This is a genomic window from Enterococcus sp. C74 (genome assembly GCF_040887125.1).
Classification (GTDB): domain Bacteria; phylum Bacillota; class Bacilli; order Lactobacillales; family Enterococcaceae; genus Enterococcus_B; species Enterococcus_B hirae.
This window is the reverse complement of the sequence record NZ_JBFOFA010000001.1, coordinates 214,687-235,345: the sequence shown is the minus strand read 5'-3', so window position 1 is coordinate 235,345 and position 20,659 is coordinate 214,687. Positions and strand designations below refer to the sequence as shown.

Below are 20,659 nucleotides of genomic sequence, written 5' to 3'. Positions count from 1 at the left end.
TTCTTTCATCATAATCATGCCCGTATACCGTTGTGCTGTAACGGGCACCCCCGTAGTAAGTTTGCAAGGCTCACCTACTCTGCTCTAAGACCATCTTCCATCTCATTTCCGTTACCCTTTTTCAGCAATCAGGGCTCTCTTTGAACGTCTGTGACATGTACTCTTCTTTTCAAAGCTTTATTTATGATTGTTCTGATTATAGCAGTTGGAAAATAACGTGTCAACATTTTACCGGTTACTTCTTTAAAATTTTCTGAAAATTGCTAACTCTTATAATTTCTCAAATTCTGTTGGATCGACTTCTTTAAAGCTTAAAAGCCAAGCATTCATTTCATCTTGATCATTTAAGACATTGATATCTTCATTGATTTTTTCATTCACGGAAGAAACCGTACCGCTTAATGGGCTAGCAAATTCACTGACCGCTTTTTCAGCTTCCACTTCGATCAAAGGCTCCCCGCTTTGATAAGACTGACCAGCTTTTGGCAAATTGGCAAATGTGATATCACCTAATTCTTTTTGTGCTTCATTAGTTAAACCGACACAATATTCTTTCCCATTAAATAAGATCCAAAGGTTATCTTTTTTCTTCAAGTGTTTCCCAGCCATTTTATATCAATACTCCTTCGTATATTTTTTCATTAAAACCGATTGCGACGAGTTGTTTGCCTTTGACGATCAGGGGACGTTTGATCAACATCCCATCACTTGAAAGAATGCGACTAGCCTCATTGATCGAAAAATCAGCCACTTGGTCTTTTAGCCCCATTTCCCGATACTTCATGCCACTAGTATTGAACAGACGACGTAATGGAATCTCATTATGTTCCAACCAGTCTGTGATCATTTCTTCCGATGGTGGACTAGCAATCATATCAATTACTTGATAATCAACATGATGCGCATCCAACCAAGCTTTCGCTTTTTTGCAAGTGGAACATTTCGGATACCAATAAAAACGATACAACAGTGTTACCTCCTAGAAGTTTTCGCAGGCGCCTCATTTTGATACCTCATGGATAATATCAAACCGATACCGATCATATTTCCAAGGATCGATGACCCACCTTGACTAATGAATGGCAGGGGAATCCCTGTTAATGGTAAGAGTCCAATATTAGCCCCAATATTTTCAAATACATGGAACAAGAGCATCATGATCAAGCCACTGGCGATATAAGCATAAAATTCATTGTTCGTATCAAAGCAGACACGAATCATACGATAAATCAAAATAAAATACAAGAAGATGACGAATGCGCCACCGATAAACCCAAAATTCTCACCAATCACGGTGAAAATCATATCTGATTCACGAACAGGTACATAGATATTACTTACATTAAATCCTTTACCTAATAATCCACCAGTTCCTATTGCAAGCAACCCTTGTGCTGGCTGATAGCTCATCCCAGTCGTGTCATGGAATGGATCAAGCCAAGAATCGATACGAGCAAACTGGTAAGATTTAAACCCGATTTTATATAATAAATCTCTTCCGCCTTCTGTGGTAACTAAAAAGATCGTCCCAGCACCGACAATCACTGCCAAAGCAATTACGGGCACGATAATGCGCCAAGAGATACCAGACATTAAGAAAACTCCACCAAAAATTGCTAAGAATACCAGCATGGTCCCAAAATCATCTTGTGCCATAATCAAGGCTAAAACCGGGAGCGTCACAATCAACATCTTGGCGATCAACCAAAAATCTGATTTGAGCGTTCGTTCCTTCATCTGAGTATTATGTTTTGTCACGATCAGCGCCATCATTAAAATATAAGCAATTTTCATTAACTCTGCTGGCTGAAACGTCAAGGAACCAAAACTAAACCAGTTTTTGGAACCGGTCGACTGGGCGAGGTTGCGGTCATAAAACTTTAACAAGAGTCCCATTACAATTAGACCAAAACCATAGAGATAAGGTGTTAATTTCCAGATCCATTTGGAATTCAAATGCATAATCACGACAATAGCAATTGAGCCCACGATATACCAAATCGCTTGCATCCCAACACCTCTTACTACTGAAGGGTGGTTAGGATCATGACTCAGCGCGACATATAAAGAAAGCAATCCAATCAAACATAATAAGAAGACTGGTAATATGACGCCATAATCAATGCGATTATCACGATTATTATTAGAAGCTTTTATTTTTTTTTCCATGTTTCATCCCTTTTCTTAAAAACCATACTGTCCTATATTATAGCGGTCTAACGGCATAATTGAAAGCCAAAGCAAATACATTTGGGAAAACTTAAAATTATTCTTATCTAATCATCTGCCTTGCTGCTCTTCAGTTAGACCCATCATCGAGATAACAGATAAAGTTCTGACGAATCATTTTTGATAGCGTTCATTATATTTCAAGATCTCTTTACCAATCGCTTGTAAATTCTCTGAAACTAAATTTGTTCGCTGGATCAAATAAAAATTTCGATGATACGCTAATTTCTCGGTTGGTACTTCTGGTGGCACCGCACGTTTTGATAAAATCGAACGTCCCACTCCTTCCTTTAAAAGAGCGGCAATGACTTCGTTGCTTTTTACTAACAATTTTTTCCCATGGATATTTTTTTCTTCAAAATACCGTTGCGTATAATGAAAAACTCCAGAAGTTGTTTCTCGAACTAACCATAACTGACTGTCAGGATCCCCCGCAATCACTAGTTCATCCTCCATCAATGAAAACCTTTGAACACCAGAAGTTTCTAAAGGTTTTTCGATAAAACCAAAGTCAGCCTCGTGTTTTGCTACTTGTTCCAACGCATCATGAGAATTGGCATAGGCAATCACAAAATTAATTTTAGGATATTTCAAAAGCAAATCTTTCAACAATTTTGGTAACAGATAGACGGCAAAAGTGTGAGAAGCAACGATTCGGCAAACTTCTTCTTCATTTTGTTCATCTAGTAATTGTTGTTGTGTTTCTTGCCACTCCTCTAATAAAACTAACGCTCGTTCGTAGAGTAAATCTGCTTGTTTTGTCGGCTTCATTTCTTTCCGACCATTTCGCTCAAAGAGAATCACTCCTAATTCTCTTTCCAGCTGTTTGATTTGATTGGAGACAGCAGGTTGAGATAAGAAAAGTAATTCGGCTGTTCGAGAAAAATTTCTTGTTTCATATACGACACGAAAAGTTGTTAACAATTTCAGCATGCGATCACTTCCATAATTATTTATTATAGTAACTATATCAACTATTTGATTTAAATATATCATGAAATGACTATAATAGTAAATGTAACGCACAATATATGAGATTGAAAAGCAACGAATGTTTCGATCTCGCTCAGACATAAAAAGATCGTTACTTGTATTCTTAATGATCAGTCAGGGCTACCGATTTGTTTATTTCCCAATAAATAGTCATTCATAATTATTTATGCAACCTACTATCAACCTTTCCACCTGACTGATCATTTTGTTCTGAGCTTTAGACAACACATTCATCTTATGAAAAGGAGAATTCAATTAATGAAGAATTTTTTAAAACTTATTCCTGTCCCGATTTGTGGGCTCATTCTAGGTTTAGCTTCGCTAGGTAATCTGTTTAAAGAATATCATTGGATTCATCTAGGGAATATCATTGGTGGGATTAGTATGATTCTCATGATCCTAATGTTTAGCAAATTGTTCCTATTATTTGAACATACGAGACAAACATTACATGATCCAATCATTGCCTCGGTTTCACCGACTTTTACGATGTCATTAATGGTTATTTGTACTTACTTTGTACCATTTACGCACCTCTTACCAATCGTTCGGATCATCTGGCTTGGTGCTGTCCTGCTACAAGTGATTTTAGTTGTTTACTTTACTTACCATCATGTAATCAAAGCGGACTTATCACTGGAAGTCATTTATCCAAGTTGGTTCATTATTTATGTTGGTTTCGGGGTAATTACAGTAACTGCTGGAAACTTTTTCCCATTCATTGGCCAACTATTCTTTTGGCTATCTCTAGCTTGTTACGTTTTCTTATTGCCAATCATCATCCATCGGGTATTTTTCGTGAAAAACATGGCACATCCTACACTACCATTGATCACGATTGTTGCAGCTCCGGGATCGCTTTGTTTAACTGGCTATTTGAAAAATTTTGCGCAACCTTCCTTTTATTTAGTCGTTGCCTTATTTATCCTTTCGCAAACTTTATATTTTATCGTGCTATCTCTTTTACCACGATTACTTAAACTACATTTTTATCCAAGCTACGCTGCTTTTACCTTTCCACTAGTTATTTCTGCAACTGCTATGTTTTGTGCTGTAAATTACTTTCATTCATTAGGGATCGCTACTGGCTTTTTAACGGTCTTGAAACTGGTTGAATTAGTAATCGCTACTGGAATGGTGCTTTATGTATTAGGTCATTATATCCGCTTCTTGTTCAAAGAACATGGAAACACAAATAAATATGTCCCTAAAGAAATTTAATTAAGATGTTATTCTTCTGTCTTTTTCAAATTTAGAAAAAGGCAGAAGATTTTTTGCGTTTTTAAACTTTGTCAATCAAAACGAATAGTGCTACTATTATCAAGGATATTCTTGAGTTCAGAGTCGTCGTCCTCTAAATACGAGTACCCGTTTTTCAACTCTGAAACATGCGCACAGATAATGAAAGGAATTTTTAGAACATGAATCTACAAGTAACCATTAATCAATTTAAAAATCAAGGCTCACGAAGAATCTTGCCTGGATTACTTCTTGCTTTTTCAGTAGCAGTCATGAGCAAACTTCTCGCATTGTTGCTCCCACAGCTTGGTGCTGCCACGATCGCCATTTTATTAGGGATCTTGCTAGGTAATACTTTTTTCAAACAACCTTCTTTAGCCATTGGAACAAAATTCGCTGAAAGCAAATTATTGGAATGCTCCGTTTTCTTATTGGGAGCAACGGTTACGGCTCAAACGATTGCTCAAATCGGCATCAAAGGGATTGCCTTCGTCTTGTTGCAAATGAGTGTGACGATCGTCGGTGCCTATTGGATCGGCAAAAAATTGTTGTTTAGCGATACAGCTTCCTTGATGATGGCAGGAGGAAATGCTGTTTGCGGTTCTTCGGCTATTGCAGCGATCGCTCCAGTGATCCATGCTGAAGAGGAAGAAAAAGGACAGATCATTACATTAGTGAATTTATTAGGAACGATCATGATGCTTTCTTTACCTTTTCTTGGTTTACACTTATACGGAGATCACTTAATTGAAAAAAGTGCCCTTTTAGGTGGAACACTTCAATCTGTGGGACAAGTAGTCGCTGGCGCCAGTTTGCTTGATGCTTCAGTTGTTCAATTTGCCATGCTCTTTAAAATTTTAAGGATCATGATGTTAGTTGCTGTTGTCTATTTATTTGAAAAATTTATCCAAAAAAAGACAGCTTCTGCTGAAACGATTTCGTCTGACAGTTCCAAGAAAAGAAGATTCCCATTACCATGGTATGTTTTAGGCTTTTTAGTTTTCTGCTTGCTCAACAGCCTATTTACGCTCCCAACTTTTATCGACAAAGGGGCTCACTTTATTAGTAATTGGTTTGAAATCACTGCTTTAGCCGCAATTGGTTTACGTTTAGATTTCGCTAAATTCATGAAAGAAGGACCTCGATTCTTATCTTATGGTCTAGCAGTTGGTTTACTGCAAACTGTTGCTGCGCTGCTATTCATTTGGTTAACAACACTATAACTACCGGATTCCGCTGGTATAAGCGATCTGCCTTTGTTGGCTTCATAAAATCCCCAGACTTAAAACCACCTCTTCGTCCCAAAATAGTCACTTCTATTTCAGGGCGAAGGGGTGGTTTTTAGGTCAAATAATTCCAGTTCTTTTTTATTCAGATAGTGCTTTTTCTAATACAAGTAGTTGACGTTTGATCAATAAGCCAGCTTCCGCATTTCCCATATAACCGGTTAATTGACCGTTTTGTCCAATCACTCGATGACATGGAATCACGATTGGTAATGGATTCATGCGATTCGCTTGTCCGATCGCTCGGACCGCTTTGGGATGATCAATGGTTTCTGCTATTTTTTTATATGTGCGTAGTTCTCCATAAGGAATCTCTTGTAATGCTTGCCAAACCTTTTGTTGAAAAATCGTGCCTGTGTTTATTGATAACGGAAGTTGAAAGTCCTGCCGGTTGCCCTCAAAGTACTCAGCCAATTGACGTTCTGTTTCAAGTAGAATTTCTTGTTTCTTTCCTTGATCCTGTGCACCATTTACCGCCATTTCTTCAATCGGATGAAACGAAACCTTCGTCAACCCATTCTGATCTGCATCTAACCATAGTTCTCCAATTGGCGTATTTATTTTCATTTTCATCGTCTAATCCTGAATGAACTAGACTTGCCCTCCTCTACCGTTCTACTATTTTATTTATCTTGTATTATTTTGGCTAAAAATGCAATTTAAAGTTTTATTAAGTGTCAGCTTAATGATAAACTAAAAATGATAATTACTTAAGTAACAGAAAATACAGTTTATTTACTATTCTGTTCGAACAAATAATATTTGCTTGAAAGGATTTATCATATGAAAATATCAATTGTTGTCCCTTGCTATAACGAAGAAAAGACTGTACCGCTTTTTTTCGATGAAGTAGAAAAATTCAAAGACGGACACGAGTTTGAATACTTGTTTATTGATGATGGCTCCTCAGATGGTACGCTACAAGCCATTAAAGCATTAGCGAGAAAATATGAATATGTGAGATTCGTTTCTTTTTCTCGAAATTTCGGAAAAGAAGCTGCCCTCTATGCGGGTTTACAAGCTTCGACTGGGGAGCTAATCACAGTAATGGACGTTGATTTACAAGATCCTCCAGAATTACTACCACTCATGATTGAAAAAATCACGACAACTGACATTGATTGCGTAGGAACGAGACGCTCAACAAGAGAAGGAGAACCAGTGATTCGGAGTTTCTTCGCTAAACGGTTCTATCAGTTGATCAATAAAATCAGTGACACAGAAATGGTAGATGGTGCAAGAGATTTCCGCTTGATGACTCGACAGATGGTTGATGCTGTTTTAGAGTTAACCGAGTACAATCGTTTTTCAAAAGGATTATTTAGTTGGGTCGGTTTCAAAACAGAGTATCTTTCTTTTGAAAACCGTGAACGAGTGGCTGGTGAAACCTCTTGGTCCTTTTGGAAATTATTCAATTATTCGATTGATGGAATCGTCAATTTTTCAGATGCACCACTAACGATCGCCTCTTTCACTGGCGCTCTTTCTTGTATTGGTTCGGGAATTGCTATTTTATTTATCATTGCACGAGCATTATTATTTGGTGACCCGACAGCAGGCTGGCCTTCAATGGTATCGATCTTTTTATTTATCGGCGGCATCCAATTACTATGCCTAGGGATCATTGGCAAATACATTGGTAAAATTTTCCTTGAAACCAAACAACGCCCCGTTTATATCATACGTGAAACAGAACAAACCATCGTTTCTCGTGAAAAAGAATAAATCGTGAATACTGACCGTTGTGAGAATAGCTATTTCTATTTCGAGATGTTCTCCCTTCATGCCCAAGGTTTTCTCTATAAAAAAACACCTGAAATGAGCGTTTGATTTCAGGTGTTTTTTTATTTTTCTAGTTAGCAAATACATTACTTCTAAACACAACAATAACATTCCGATAAAGCTATTGAATGAATCTCTGTCACATTATAGGCAGGTAAAAGAAAAAAGACTAGCTGGTAGAGGAAATATTGGACGTCTCCTTTTGATTTACGACATTTTTTTCGCTGATGCATTGTTTAATTTGTTTAATTAGTTCTTGCCAATTATGATTGTTGGGCAATCGTTGCCATAAGATATGGGTACATTGAAGGTTTCCTAAATGAAAGTCAGAAATATAGATATCCGTTTTCGAAGAAATAACTTTTTCAATGACTATTTTTCCAGCTAAGGAATATTGGAGATGTTCTGCAATAAACTCTTCATACGCTTTTCCATAAGAAAAATCCAACGTAATATAAACAGCTTCTTCAACTGCTTCTAAGGGAAAATTTTCAATCAATTCCATCATATAGTACATGTATAAATCTGCTTTTTCTTCTTCATTAAGTAAAATAGAACGAGCTGTTTCCATAATGGTTTCATTGACTTTCTGATCAAATAAAGGATATTCTTCTCTTAAAAATTGAAAATTATGGATATTTCCAAAACGATGATGGATATCGGGCATAAATAACAACCGTTCATGTATCGGTTGTACATTTTTCAATAACACTTTAAACAGACGTTGATCAACAAAAGTTGAATCAGCAATACCTTTTAGCATACTTGAATAATTATTGTTAAAAATTGACAGTGTCGGATCTAGTTCAGAAAAATCTAGACAAGACTTCTTATCAATGATCCGATTAACATATAAATAGGCATACAAGACTGAAGCTTCTTTTACTGCTACTGTATCTGATATTTGGTACTCTGTCTTTAATTTTCCTGCAAGTTTTTGAACCAATATTGAGGTCTGATCAACTTTGATCGTCAGATGTGCTTCATCTAAATACGCTTTTCTCTGAATCCGAAGCGCACTGATTGATAGAAATAAAGATAATTTATAACGTAAACTATTACGGATTCTAATTCTAAAAAATTGTTCGATCCAAAATACAAGCCGATCACTTTGGTTTTTTTGTTGCTCAGCAAAAGGGGAATCAATCCCATTCAAATTATGGAGAATGCCATACCCTACCGAGCGAATCTTCCATTCATTCCCTACTATCTTATTTTTCTTAATAATGAGATGATCTTTTTCTAACAATTTATTGATTCGTTTTTTATAAAGATATAAAGAAGAATTTGAAATGTAATGATCGGTCGTAAATTTATTAATCGGTCGGTTTGAAAACAGCAGGAAAATAAGCAGCTGATAAGTTAGCGAACTATTTAAATAGTGCTGACGTAATTTAAGAATGTCCTCATCACAAATAAAAGAATATACTTGAATAACGCCCCGCTTTACGACAAAAAAATCATTTAAGCATAATTTCTGTTCTAGCTCCATTTTCAACTCATGAATTAATTTACTTAATTTAAATTTAGATATACCTGTTTTCTGCGCTAAAAAAGAGATTTCCACTCTTTCACCAAGTTTGGTCTGAATAAGTTCCAGAAGTTTAATTTTCATTTTTGAGTTTTCATCTAGCAACTGAACGATATCCATTTCGCCATTCCTTTCCCTAATTACTTCCAGTAGATGAATTCAATACACTAGAAGTATGTTAATTATTCAGTTTTGCTCTTTTTCCAAAAGACCTGATAGTCTTCAAGAGCATTGAATCCTATTCCAAACATTTCAAATCAGAGGCTAGAAAGGTTCTTTTCGTTCGTTTTTGACAAATTTCGTTGTTTTATTTGTTGCTGTGTAGTTGGTTTTATTTGTTGTTTTATTTGCTGATGAACTTGATAAACGATCTGTTTTACTTCATTTTTATTTATATTTTGAGTTTCAACAAGCTCTTTATTTTGAAGTTGACTAGGAATTTTAGGCGCTTCATTTATCGTTATTTTATGGTAAACATAAGTAACTGGTTGATACTGATCATTCAATGCATCCATACGCTCATCTGAAAACTTGCTCTCATCCAAAAGATTTCTTTCAATGGTCGCTGCGTAAGCAAATGTTGTCCCGTTAGTAAGAACCTGACCAACAACTAACCCCATCACCAATATCTGATAAATTTTTTTCTTTTTCATTTTTCCCTCCTAATTTAAAATAAATTCAAATATATAATTAGAATAGAGTGTTTTTTATTGAATAAACACCAATTTTTTCCGTTTTTTTCTATTTTTTTCACTTTTAAAATAAAAAATAATAGTATTATGAAGGTTTGCTGATGTTTGCATATAAATATGAAAAATAAATAACTAATTTCAAGTGAATTTTTTTTGATCGTCAAATTTCTTTAACTTTTAAATCAGAAGGTCATGAAGCAAGATCATACAGACCATCGTTTATTTCAATATAAAAATACAACTACAGAACTAGTTCGCTATCATTAATAACGACAAATAAATAACCAATAAAAAAATCGGTATAACATTTTAAAAATTAGTAATCTATATTTACAGTGAAAAAAAAGGCGACTTAGATAGCAAAAAAAGGAATAATGTGCCAAATAATTGACTTGATTTAAGAAAAAAATCATTTCCTATCCGCTTTTTTCCTATCCATAATTTTACATTTATTAGAAATCCCACTTAGTTTTTTTATAAAAAAGAACGAAACCTCTAGTTGTGCCAAACTCCTTTATTTTTCAACAGTTTTATGATTCCATCTGTTTTAGCACTTGATGGCTGTCATTTGTTCAACAAAAAAACATCAAAACTAGTAGAATCTACTAATTTTGATGTTTAAAAAATTGGTTGAAGAACCAGAACTTGATGCTTCTTCTCAGTTATTGAATAGTAAAACAGATCTAGAATCGACATCATCGTATCCGCTATTTTTAATGTTGTTCCTTCCTCTTCTTTTCAAATTCCTTACGAAAAAAAGCAACGATCTCAAAATAAAAAATCTTTGAGATCGTTGCTTTTATAAATGATGCCAGCTGCAGGGATCGAACCTGTGACCTACGCGTTACGAGTGCGTTGCTCTACCAACTGAGCTAAGCTGGCGTTTCCATATGAAATTATATACGTATTTTAAAAATTTGTAAAGGCACAAGTGTAAATTTCGTTCTATTTCATGATTTTTTTCATAAAACGTGGTATAATTGGTATGAAAGGCAGGTTTTATGAAAATGGCAACGTTTGGAAAATTTGATACAACTATCGTACCGTCAGAATTTGGGGAAAAATTTACGATCGACACTCACGTGACATTTATGATTCATGGAACACCGCAAACTGGAACAATTTCAAAACAACTGAAAAACTCGGCTGTGGTTGAAATTGACAAAACAGATGAAAATGCCAATTTAATGACGCAAAGCAAAGGTGTAATCATCATCAATTACAAAGAATTGAAGAAAATTTAACACTGACCATCTCTGCGTTTTTTGGGATGGTTTTTTTATTTGAAAAATTTCATCAACTATCTAGGATCACTTATTCCATTCATGTCATCATAAACGTGCCTATTGCTCTCTCTAACTAAAAAACAGTTTTTTTCTCACATCAATAAAGTCTTATGAGATGGCAAAAATCATCCTCTATTCTTTTGCTGTTCCTCTTGTTCACTTAAGATTCCGCAAGACTCCATCCGTTTTTTCAAATTCCGTATATTCTTTGATCCATCTTCTTGCAGCTATTCTTTGAATAAACTACTTTCTATCAAAACCATGATAAAATTACTAGAATTAATAACAAACAAAAAACCATAATAGAATAAGAAATCCTACTATGGTTTGGTGCTTTAGCGTTTATTATTTTTATTTCGTACCAAATAAACGGTCCCCTGCATCGCCTAGACCTGGAACGATGTAGCCGTGTTCATTCAATTTTTCATCTAATGCAGCTGTGTAGATGTCAATATCTGGATGTGCTTCTTGTAAAGCTTTTACACCCTCTGGAGCAGCTACTAGACAAACAAATTTGATATTTGAAGCGCCACGTTCTTTTAATGCATCGATCGCCATGATCGCTGAGCCACCTGTCGCTAACATTGGGTCAACAACAAATAATTGTCGTGCATCGATATCTTCAGGTAATTTTACGAAATATTCATGAGGTTCAAATGTTTCTTCGTCACGGTATAACCCGATATGTCCGACTTTCGCAGCTGGGATCAATTCTAAAATACCGTCAACCATCCCAATACCTGCTCGTAGAATCGGAATGATCGCTACTTTTTTACCAGATAACGTTTTTTGAGTTGTTTCTGTAATCGGTGTTTCGATTACGATATCTTCTAATGGCATGTCACGTGATACTTCATATGCCATCAACATAGCAATTTCGTCGACAACCTCACGGAAAACTTTTGTTCCACAGTCTTTGTCACGAATAATAGTTAGTTTATGTTGGATCAATGGATGGTCGATTACTTGGAATTTGCCCATTTTTCTGGTCTCCTTTGTTCTGTCGTTTCTTTTTAATTGTAAAACAAAAAGACCCAATTGACTAGTCAAACCAACAACTTTTCAAAAGAAAATAAAATAAATAAAACAACAGTAATCAAAAATAAAAAAAAGCAGTAAAAAATAACAAAAAAGCTTTGGAAAATGAGTTTTTTTGTTATTTTTACTGTCTTTTAGTCAGATTAATATTACATATATCTGGTTATATAAATAGGATCATCGATCCTGCTGTAACCACTGAGTCGCTAAAAGCATCGCTGCTCTGGTAGCATTGGTTTGGTCCAATGAATTGACCATCACAAAATCGTGGATCATCCCTTGAAAACGAACCTGAGTGACTGCCACACCTGCATCACGTAACTTCCGAGCATAAGCTTCTCCTTCGTCTCTTAAAACATCCACTTCACCAGTTAAAATCAAAGCTGGTGGTAAGTCTGCCAACTCTTCAGAAGTCGCTCGTAATGGTGATGCTGTGATTTCTGACCGCTCTAAATCATCAGTTGTATATTGGTCCCAAAACCATTTCATTCCTTCTTTTGTTAAAAAATAGTTTTCGGCAAATTCTTGATAAGAATCAGTAGTGAAATTGGCATCCGTCACCGGATAAAACAAAAGTTGTTTTTGGATGGGCAACCCTTGGCGTTCTTTGGTTAAAATAGTCATTACAGTTGCCATATTACCTCCAACTGAATCGCCCGCTACCGCTAATTCAGATAAATCTAACCCTTTTGATTCCGCTAGTTCACTTAGCTTTTGTAAGACTGCATAGCTTTGTTCGATCGCTGTTGGATATTTTGCTTCCGGCGAACGGCTGTACTCTGGAAAAACGACGACCGAGTTCGTGCGAACGGCTAATTCACGAATCAACTTGTCATGAGTTTGTGCGCTACCAAAAACCCAACCAGCTCCATGAATATAGAAAATTACTGGTAATTTATCAGTATTTCCTTCTGGACGGACAAAACGAACGTTGATGGCCCCCCATTGACCAGTATCAACCGTTAAATCTTCAATGTCGACTGGTAGTTTATCAACGGGCGATTCTTGGACTTTTTCTAATAGCGCTCGTCCTTCTTCAGGTGGTAATTCGTAGATTCTTGGGTGGGGAGCATTTGCATCACTAAATTCGATTGCTGCTTTTTCTAATGAGATTCGTTCGGTCATCATGGTTCCTCCCTAGATTATAATAAAAAGCCAAATTACACCTCATATACTAGTGAGCCCCAATGAAAAAGTCAAAAAATCAGTTTGTTTGTTTTCTCTCAAACTCAGTCAACATAAGCATTCCCCATACTTCCCCCAGTACCTCCGTCTTAGTTTATCCAATCATTAAAACAAAACCTCAACACTTCCACACCTAATCCATCTCAATCCTATATCTCAGACTATTTTAAATAGATCTCACCAATGTATTCGTGCTGCATCGATAGAAGAAAACTTTTGCCTAAATAAAACTAAAACACCCAAAAGAAGCGATTCCAACAACTTTCCCTTGAAAAAGTGCCCACACACAATAAGCCATTTCAAAAAATAATCCAAAGAATTCCAAAAACAGGAGAAGCGATTTTGGATTCTTCGGATTATTTTTAATACACAGTAAATTTTAGCAAACTAAGAATTTTGTAACAGTTGCTTTTTTATGTCTGCTGATGGTACTTCTTGCGTTAAGCGACTCGTTTTGTAGTGATTATTCCTTTTATTTATTATATAAAGGATATTTTTCAGTCAATTCACGCACACCAGCTTTGACTTCAGCTAATTCGGCTTCATTCTCTTTGGCTTGTAAAGCTTTGACGATCAATTCCGCCACCTTCGCAGCATCTTCTTCTTTGAAGCCTCTTGTAGTAATTGCTGGAGTACCGATACGGATACCGCTAGTCTTGAACGGGCTAAGTGTTTCAAATGGAATTGAATTTTTGTTAACCGTAATATTCACACTATCTAAAATACTTTCGGCTTCTTTCCCGTTTAACTCTAATCCACGGACATCGATTAAAACTAAATGATTATCCGTTGCGCCAGAGACCACTCTTGTACCGATTGCTTGATTGAAGACTTTTGCCATCGCTTTGGCATTAGCAATAATCTGTTCACTGTATTCTTTAAATTCAGGTGTCAAAGCTTCTTTGAATGCTGCTGCTTTCCCTGCAATGACATGCTCTAGTGGTCCACCTTGGATGCCAGGGAAAACTGCACTATTGATTTTTTTCGCTAATTCTTCATTATTGGTCAAAATCATACCACCACGTGGTCCACGTAATGTTTTATGAGTGGTTGTCGTAGTAATGTCCGCATAAGGGATTGGACTTGGATGGACACCAGCTGCAACTAAGCCAGCGATATGTGCCATATCAACCATTAATTTCGCACCTACTTCATCAGCGATTTCTTTAAATTTTTCAAAATCAATGATTCTACCATAGGCACTTGCTCCGGCAACGATCAATTTTGGTTGATGTTTTCTAGCTAAAATCCGCACAACATTGTAATCAATGACTTCTGTTGTTGGATCAACACCATAGGCTACAAAATGGTACGTTTTTCCACTAAAGTTCACAGGAGAACCATGAGTCAAATGTCCACCTGCTGAAAGATCCATCCCTAAAATCGTGTCACCGGGTTCTACTAAAGCAAGATATGCTGCCGTGTTCGCTTGTGAACCAGAATGAGGTTGAACATTGACAAATTTTGCACCGAATAATTCTTTTGCACGATCGATCGCTAAACTTTCAACGATATCGACAAATTCACAGCCACCATAATAACGATGCCCAGGGTAACCTTCTGCATATTTATTTGTCAAGATACTTCCTTGAGCCGCCATCACTGCTTCAGAGACAAAATTTTCGGAAGCGATAAGTTCCAAATTATTTTCTTGTCTTTCTTCTTCTTTTGCGATTGCTGCCCATAAATCTGGGTCAAACGTTTTGTAGTCTACCACACACAACAGCTCCTTCTTATTGTTTACTAAGAAATCATGAATCAACTAGCAATCTAGGCATGATCAGCTAAAATCCTTAACTGGTCATTCAGATCGCTGTAAAAAGCTATATCTCACGAATGATTGCTGATTCTTTCTCTTTTGAACATGATCTCTCAGTTTTATTCAATTTTATTCAAGTAGAGTTTACTTTATTGCATTGTATCATAATAAAGTATGGGTACAAGCTACCTACGTTCTTTTTTCAAAATATTTTTGTCCCGCTGATTTTTTTAAGCGATTCATATAAGCATTTCCCAGACCTTCTTCTGGAAATACTGCAACAAAGATCATATCAAGTCCAAGGTTCTTCTCATCTAACCCACGTAATCCTGCAAATAATCCTTTCGTAGCGGCTTCTACTGAATCATCAAAATACATGTAGACTGCTGCTACATCAAAACGAACAGCTTCAGCAATTTTAGGACCTGCAATTACTCCAACACGCATATGTTCTTCTTTCGCCCATTTTACAGCGGCTTCCCAATCATTTTCTTGGACCATCATGACTTGCGTATCAGGCGAATAGTGCTTATATTTCATTCCTGGTGATTTAGGTGTTTCAGTACTTTGGACTAAATGACGATCAACGGCTACCTTTCCACCGATCACTTTTTCAAGCTGTTCTTTGGTCACCGCTCCTGGACGTAAAATCATGGGTTCACGATCCGGATCACTGAGATCGATCACGGTTGATTCCACACCAATTCGGGTTGCACCATCATCAATGATCCCATTGATTTTTCCTTTTAAATCATGGTAGACATGTTCCGCAGTCGTTGGACTAGGTTTTCCCGAAGTATTCGCACTAGGACCAACAATTGGTATACCAGCTAATTGGATGACTTCAAGTGTTTTTTTGTTATCTGGCATACGAAAAGCAGCTGTGGATAACCCACCTGTTACAATAGGTGGTAAAGACCCTTTTTTGATCCCAAAAATAAGTGTTAAGGGACCTGGCCAGAAATGATTGACGATTTTTTCCGTTAAAGGATGAAAGTTATCCACAAATTGTTTTACTTGCTCAAACGATGAAACATGGACAATCAAAGGATTATCTTGTGGACGACCTTTGACCGAAAACACTTCGGTTACCGCTTCAGGCAAAAGTGCATTAGCGCCTAGTCCATAGACAGTTTCAGTTGGAAAAGCAACGAGTTCGCCACTTTTTAATGCTTGTGCTGCTTCTGATAATTGTTCTTCATGATAATAGTTTGTTTCCACAGTCTATCCACACCCTCATTTTTCAATATGCTTGATTTATTCTACTTTATCCTCACGTTATCAACAGATTGTTGATAACTATTTTGTCAATAGTGGATAAGTATGTTGATAAGTTAATAACTCGTTTTCATCCTTGTAAAATCAATGTTTTTTTATGATAAAAAAACATAAAAAATATTTTTCATCCACAATCAGCTCATCACAGAAACTATTCGTTCATTTCCAAATAAATCTTTATGAATACTTACTTGTTTATTGGGGAATGCCGTTTGAAAGATTTGTTTCACGATCTCCCCTTGGCTAAATCCTATTTCCAAAAAAAGTTTTCCCTCTGGTTTCAAACATTGTTTTGCTTCTTTTGCTATTTTTTTATAGATGGCTAATCCTTCATCTTCGGCAAATAATGCCATTTTAGGTTCAACTGTCCGAACACTTTCATCCATCAATTCCCATTCATCGAAACGAATATACGGCGGGTTGGAAATAATGACGTCAAAGGTTTGATCACTGACCGGTGCCAGTGTATCTCCATGATAAAAATGGATCGCCAGTCCAGCCTGTTGCGCATTCTCTTTCGCTACTGAAAGAGCTGCTGGAGATAGGTCCACAGCCGAAACGTCCCAGTTCTTTCTTGCAGCTTTTAAACTGATCGCAATTGCCCCTGTTCCTGTTCCAATATCTATGACCTTCAAGTTTTGTTCTGACGTTTCTTGCAAACATCGTTCAACTAATTCTTCTGTTTCCGGTCTAGGGATCAAAGTGTCCTCTGTCACTTTTAGGCGGTGACCATAAAAGTCAGCATACCCCAACAAATATTGAGGCGGATAATTGTTCATCAAATGCTCCAGATCTTGTTCGATCATCTGTTGATCTTCGCTAGAAATGGGCTCATTCATCTGCAACAACCAATCAAGTTTTTGCCAGCCTTTACGTTCAAGAAAAAGAAATTGGATACTATGACCTTCTTTTCCATGATCTTCTAAAAAAGAAGAAGCCCGTGATAGGACTTCTAAATACGTGGTCTTACCCATTTTGCATTTCTTCCAATTTTGATGTTTGGTCATACATGATCAACGCATCCACGATCTCATCCATTTTTCCAGCAAGGATTTGATCTAATTTTTGGATAGTTAAACCAATACGATGATCAGTCACACGGTTTTGCGGGAAGTTATACGTACGGATCCGCTCGGAGCGATCACCCGTTCCAACGGCTGATTTACGGTTTGCATCGTATTCACTTTGTGCTTCTTGTTGGATTTTATCATAGACACGGGCACGTAAAATCTTCATGGCTTTTTCACGGTTTTTCAGCTGTGAACGTTCATCTTGCATTGCTACCACGATTCCAGTAGGTAAATGAGTTAGACGAACTGCCGATGCTGTTTTATTGACGTGCTGACCACCCGCCCCTGATGCATGATAGATATCTGTTCTGATATCTTTATCTTCAATATCGATTTCTACTTCTTCTGCTTCTGGCATGACCACAACGGTTGCTGTTGATGTATGGATTCGTCCTTGTGATTCTGTAGATGGTACTCGTTGTACACGATGCGCACCACTTTCATATTTTAATTTTGAATAGACATTTTCTCCAGAGATCATCATGATGACTTCTTTATAGCCACCGATACCAGTAATACTTGCCTCCATCACTTCCGTTTTCCAACCTTGTGATTCTGCATATTTCTGATACATGTTGAATAAGTCACCAGCAAATAACGCTGCTTCATCTCCACCTGCTGCCCCACGGATTTCCATGATGATGTTTTTATCATCGTTCGGGTCCTTTGGCAGTAATAAGATTTTGATTTTTTCTTCTAATTCTTCTTTTTCTTTTTTCAAATCAGATAATTCTTCTTTGGCCATTTCAGCCATTTCATCATCTAACTTTTCACCTAACAGTTCTTCTGTGTCTTTGATCCCTTGTACGACATCTTTGTAACGGCGATAGACATCAACAGTTTCACGAGTGTTTGCTTCTTCTTTTGACAATTGCATAAAACGTTTCGTATCTGAGATTACTTCTGGATCGCTTAGTAGCTCGCCCAGTTCTTCATAACGGTCTTCAATTGCTTGTAATTGATCGTACATCTTTATTCTCCTTCTGTCATAATTGATGGTTCAAAATAGTGTTTCCGACAAACGGGGTAATAGGCTTCATTTCCACCAATTTGTACCTGATCACCCTCGTAAACTGGTTGACCATCGATATAATGTAAATTCATGATTGCTTTCTTATGGCAGAACCAACAGATCGTTTTCATCTCTTCGATTTTGTCTGCATAAAGCAATAGATATTTTGATCCTTCAAATAACTCATTTCTAAAATCATTCTTCAAACCAAATGCCATCACCGGAATGTTTAATTCATCAACAATTTTCGTAAACGCAATTACGTGTTTTTTCTTTAAAAATTGCGCCTCGTCGATCAATATACAATATGGCTTATCCTCCATTTGAAAAATGACATCAAAGACATCTGTTTCTTCAAAAATCGGCGTGGCTTCTCTTTTTAACCCAATACGACTAGAGACAACACCAACACCATCTCTGGTATCGATCCCACTTGTCATCAAGACAACTGGTTTATTCTGTTCTTCATAATTATGTGCGACTTTTAAGATCTCAATTGTCTTGCCGCTATTCATTGCGCCATACTTAAAAAATAGTTGTGCCATTTACTTGCTCACCTTCCAGTTTGTTCCTATGGTATTATACTTGATTTTCATTATTTTTTACAGTGAGAATTTTTCATCTGGTAAAAACGTTACTTTAGATTAAAACACTCATACATTTAAAACAATAGCTACGTGTCTTTCAATTCTTCAAAATCAACTAGTGGTTTGGGAAAACAGATTTTTTTGCTATACTTAATAAAATTCATCTAACTTATGAAGTCAGGAGTGACCTTATGTCAGAAATCTTCAATCAAATCGCAAACCATTATGATACTCCCGAAAGAAAAGCACTAGCAAAAATTATTCAAGACGAACTAATTTCTCAACTACCTTCTTCCACCAAAGAACTGACTTTTATGGATTATGGCGGAGGTACCGGTTTGGTTTCGTTAGCTTTAGCTGACCGATTCAAGCAACTTCTTCTAGTTGATTCCTCTGATGCGATGCTAACAATTGCTGAAGACAAAATTAAGACTAGAGGATTAACAAACGTCTCTTCGGTAACGTTCGATGCCACAACCGAATCCATCGATCAAAAAATCGATCAAAAAGTAGATCTTATTTTGATGTCATTAGTCCTACTGCATATTCCTGACACACGTTTGATCTTAGAAAAACTCTACCACATGCTTACGCCAAACGGTCAACTTTTGATCATTGATTTTGATCACAATGATGCGATCAACCATCCAAAAGTCCATAATGGGTTTGACCATGAAGCACTTATGGCTCTACTTGAACAAATTGGGTTTCATTCCACGAATATCTACACTTTTCACTCTGGTAAAAATTTATTCATGAACCAAGATGCTTCTTTGTTTTTTGCTAGCGGAAAAAAATAAAAAATAAGCCACAGAATCCTTAAAATAGGAAAAACTATTTCGGATTCTGTGGCTTATTTTCTGGGCTAGACAACTTGGTCATGACCACTGTTGCCTACATTTTTGCTCATGCTCTTTCTGATACCTGCTCAGAAAGAGACTTAAAAGATTTTGATTTCGTTTAAAGGCCAGTAACGGAAAACTACTTTTCCTTGAATCATGTCTGCATCCACCAAGCCAAATATTCGGCTATCTTTAGAGATCAAACGATTATCTCCTAAAACTAAATATTTTCCTTTGGGCACGACATATTCAAAATCACTTGTGAAATGCTGCGAATTTTCAGCCTGTGCTTGGAAAGCTTCACTGTAAGAATATTCATTCTGCAATTTATCTTTCGCAAAATCTTTTTTAAACTCATTTAAATAAGACTCATTATATTTTTTACCATTAATCGTCAATTGATCATTTTCCATTTTCACGGTATCGCCCGGCATGCCAATGATTCGTTTAACGATCATTCGTTCTTCATCTCCAGGTTCTTTCGTCGTGATAATATCAAAGCGTTCATACTTTGAGATTTTCGACGAGATCAATCGTTGACCATCACTCAACGTCGGATCCATTGAATGTCCATTAACGGTAACTGGCGTAAATACATAGACCCGAGCTAATAAAATAGCTGCTAGTACTACGATCAAAATACCCCAATTTTTAAAAAATTCTTTCACAACATACCTCCCGCTTTACTTTTGTTTTCTCTTCGTATTATTCAATTGATTTTTTTATTGTTCTTTTTTATTTTACCTTTTTTAGAAAGTAAAGGAAAGAATAAGAATACATCACGTATAACTCTATTTTTTTCTTTTATTATTCAAAGGGAGATTCTGTCATTTTTCATCCACAATTTTCC

Annotated in this window: 20 protein-coding genes, 1 tRNA gene and 1 other annotated feature (1 of these 22 cut by a window edge); of the genes, 5 read left to right on the top strand and 16 right to left on the bottom strand. The window is 36.5% G+C overall.

Annotation, left to right across the window (positions count from 1 at the left end; all coding sequences use genetic code 11):
* Nucleotides 1–182, bottom strand: a binding site (T-box leader) (it extends 88 nt beyond the left edge of the window).
* An 88-nt stretch (nt 183–270) separates the two neighbouring features.
* The 4 genes from AB3H93_RS01210 to AB3H93_RS01195 form a co-directional block, all read right to left on the bottom strand.
* A complete protein-coding gene (locus AB3H93_RS01210) occupies nt 271–609 on the bottom strand; it encodes a glycine cleavage system protein H (protein ID WP_034699629.1) in 339 nt (112 codons plus the stop codon).
* Nucleotide 610: 1 nt separating this feature from the next.
* Complete coding sequence (locus tag AB3H93_RS01205) at nt 611–967, bottom strand: arsenate reductase family protein (protein ID WP_010719983.1); 357 nt, start codon at nt 965–967, stop codon at nt 611–613.
* A gap of 5 nt (nt 968–972) precedes the next feature.
* Nucleotides 973–2,169: an FtsW/RodA/SpoVE family cell cycle protein gene (locus tag AB3H93_RS01200; protein ID WP_010719984.1), complete on the bottom strand. Its 1,197-nt coding sequence runs from the start codon at nt 2,167–2,169 to the stop codon at nt 973–975.
* Nucleotides 2,170–2,343: 174 nt separating this feature from the next.
* Nucleotides 2,344–3,162: a LysR family transcriptional regulator gene (locus tag AB3H93_RS01195; protein ID WP_368019990.1), complete on the bottom strand. Its 819-nt coding sequence runs from the start codon at nt 3,160–3,162 to the stop codon at nt 2,344–2,346.
* Between the two features lie 318 nt (nt 3,163–3,480).
* On the opposite strand from AB3H93_RS01195, the gene AB3H93_RS01190 reads away from it, so the two are divergent.
* Nucleotides 3,481–4,443 (top strand): TDT family transporter, encoded by a 963-nt coding sequence (locus AB3H93_RS01190; protein WP_034699625.1) that lies wholly within the window; start codon nt 3,481–3,483, stop codon nt 4,441–4,443.
* A gap of 200 nt (nt 4,444–4,643) precedes the next feature.
* Nucleotides 4,644–5,684: a YeiH family protein gene (locus AB3H93_RS01185; protein ID WP_034699623.1), complete on the top strand. Its 1,041-nt coding sequence runs from the start codon at nt 4,644–4,646 to the stop codon at nt 5,682–5,684.
* Between the two features lie 144 nt (nt 5,685–5,828).
* Here AB3H93_RS01185 and AB3H93_RS01180 read toward each other — a convergent pair whose 3' ends face one another.
* Nucleotides 5,829–6,314, bottom strand: coding sequence for a methylated-DNA--[protein]-cysteine S-methyltransferase (locus tag AB3H93_RS01180; protein WP_025480241.1), 486 nt, complete (start codon nt 6,312–6,314; stop codon nt 5,829–5,831).
* Nucleotides 6,315–6,530: 216 nt separating this feature from the next.
* Here AB3H93_RS01180 and AB3H93_RS01175 point away from each other — a divergent pair, with 216 nt between their 5' ends.
* Entirely contained in the window at nt 6,531–7,472 is a 942-nt protein-coding gene (locus tag AB3H93_RS01175) for a glycosyltransferase family 2 protein (RefSeq protein ID WP_034699620.1), read from the top strand.
* Between the two features lie 226 nt (nt 7,473–7,698).
* Here the strand turns inward: AB3H93_RS01175 and AB3H93_RS01170 are convergent, their stop codons facing one another.
* From AB3H93_RS01170 to AB3H93_RS01160, 3 genes are all read right to left on the bottom strand, one after another.
* Entirely contained in the window at nt 7,699–9,180 is a 1,482-nt protein-coding gene (locus AB3H93_RS01170) for a helix-turn-helix domain-containing protein (protein WP_368019989.1), read from the bottom strand.
* Nucleotides 9,181–9,317: 137 nt separating this feature from the next.
* Nucleotides 9,318–9,713, bottom strand: coding sequence for a hypothetical protein (locus AB3H93_RS01165; protein WP_368019988.1), 396 nt, complete (start codon nt 9,711–9,713; stop codon nt 9,318–9,320).
* 848 nt (nt 9,714–10,561) lie between these two features.
* A tRNA-Thr gene (locus tag AB3H93_RS01160) sits at nt 10,562–10,634 on the bottom strand.
* 119 nt (nt 10,635–10,753) lie between these two features.
* Here AB3H93_RS01160 and AB3H93_RS01155 point away from each other — a divergent pair.
* Nucleotides 10,754–10,996, top strand: a complete 243-nt coding sequence (locus AB3H93_RS01155; protein ID WP_010719992.1) for a hypothetical protein — start codon at nt 10,754–10,756, stop codon at nt 10,994–10,996.
* 393 nt (nt 10,997–11,389) lie between these two features.
* Here AB3H93_RS01155 and upp read toward each other — a convergent pair whose 3' ends face one another.
* The 7 genes from upp to AB3H93_RS01120 form a co-directional block, all read right to left on the bottom strand.
* Nucleotides 11,390–12,019, bottom strand: a complete 630-nt coding sequence (gene upp / locus AB3H93_RS01150) for a uracil phosphoribosyltransferase (RefSeq protein WP_010719993.1) — start codon at nt 12,017–12,019, stop codon at nt 11,390–11,392.
* Nucleotides 12,020–12,253: 234 nt separating this feature from the next.
* On the bottom strand, nt 12,254–13,201 hold the full coding sequence (locus AB3H93_RS01145; protein ID WP_368019987.1) for an alpha/beta hydrolase: 948 nt from the start codon (nt 13,199–13,201) through the stop codon (nt 12,254–12,256).
* Between the two features lie 532 nt (nt 13,202–13,733).
* Nucleotides 13,734–14,978: a serine hydroxymethyltransferase gene (glyA, locus tag AB3H93_RS01140; RefSeq protein ID WP_368019986.1), complete on the bottom strand. Its 1,245-nt coding sequence runs from the start codon at nt 14,976–14,978 to the stop codon at nt 13,734–13,736.
* A 231-nt stretch (nt 14,979–15,209) separates the two neighbouring features.
* A complete protein-coding gene (locus AB3H93_RS01135) occupies nt 15,210–16,241 on the bottom strand; it encodes an L-threonylcarbamoyladenylate synthase (protein ID WP_010719996.1) in 1,032 nt (343 codons plus the stop codon).
* Between the two features lie 191 nt (nt 16,242–16,432).
* Entirely contained in the window at nt 16,433–17,272 is an 840-nt protein-coding gene (prmC, locus tag AB3H93_RS01130; RefSeq protein ID WP_368019985.1) for a peptide chain release factor N(5)-glutamine methyltransferase, read from the bottom strand.
* Complete coding sequence (gene prfA, locus AB3H93_RS01125) at nt 17,265–18,338, bottom strand: peptide chain release factor 1 (RefSeq protein WP_010719998.1); 1,074 nt, start codon at nt 18,336–18,338, stop codon at nt 17,265–17,267. The genes prmC and prfA overlap by 8 nt, the downstream gene beginning before the upstream one ends.
* A gap of 2 nt (nt 18,339–18,340) precedes the next feature.
* Nucleotides 18,341–18,925: a thymidine kinase gene (locus AB3H93_RS01120; protein ID WP_010719999.1), complete on the bottom strand. Its 585-nt coding sequence runs from the start codon at nt 18,923–18,925 to the stop codon at nt 18,341–18,343.
* A 233-nt stretch (nt 18,926–19,158) separates the two neighbouring features.
* Here AB3H93_RS01120 and AB3H93_RS01115 point away from each other — a divergent pair, with 233 nt between their 5' ends.
* Nucleotides 19,159–19,767 carry a class I SAM-dependent methyltransferase gene (locus tag AB3H93_RS01115; protein ID WP_368019984.1) on the top strand — a complete coding sequence of 203 codons (609 nt, stop codon included), beginning with the start codon at nt 19,159–19,161 and terminating at the stop codon, nt 19,765–19,767.
* Between the two features lie 140 nt (nt 19,768–19,907).
* Here AB3H93_RS01115 and lepB read toward each other — a convergent pair whose 3' ends face one another.
* Complete coding sequence (gene lepB / locus AB3H93_RS01110; RefSeq protein ID WP_010720001.1) at nt 19,908–20,477, bottom strand: signal peptidase I; 570 nt, start codon at nt 20,475–20,477, stop codon at nt 19,908–19,910.
* Nucleotides 20,478–20,659: the final 182 nt, after the last annotated feature.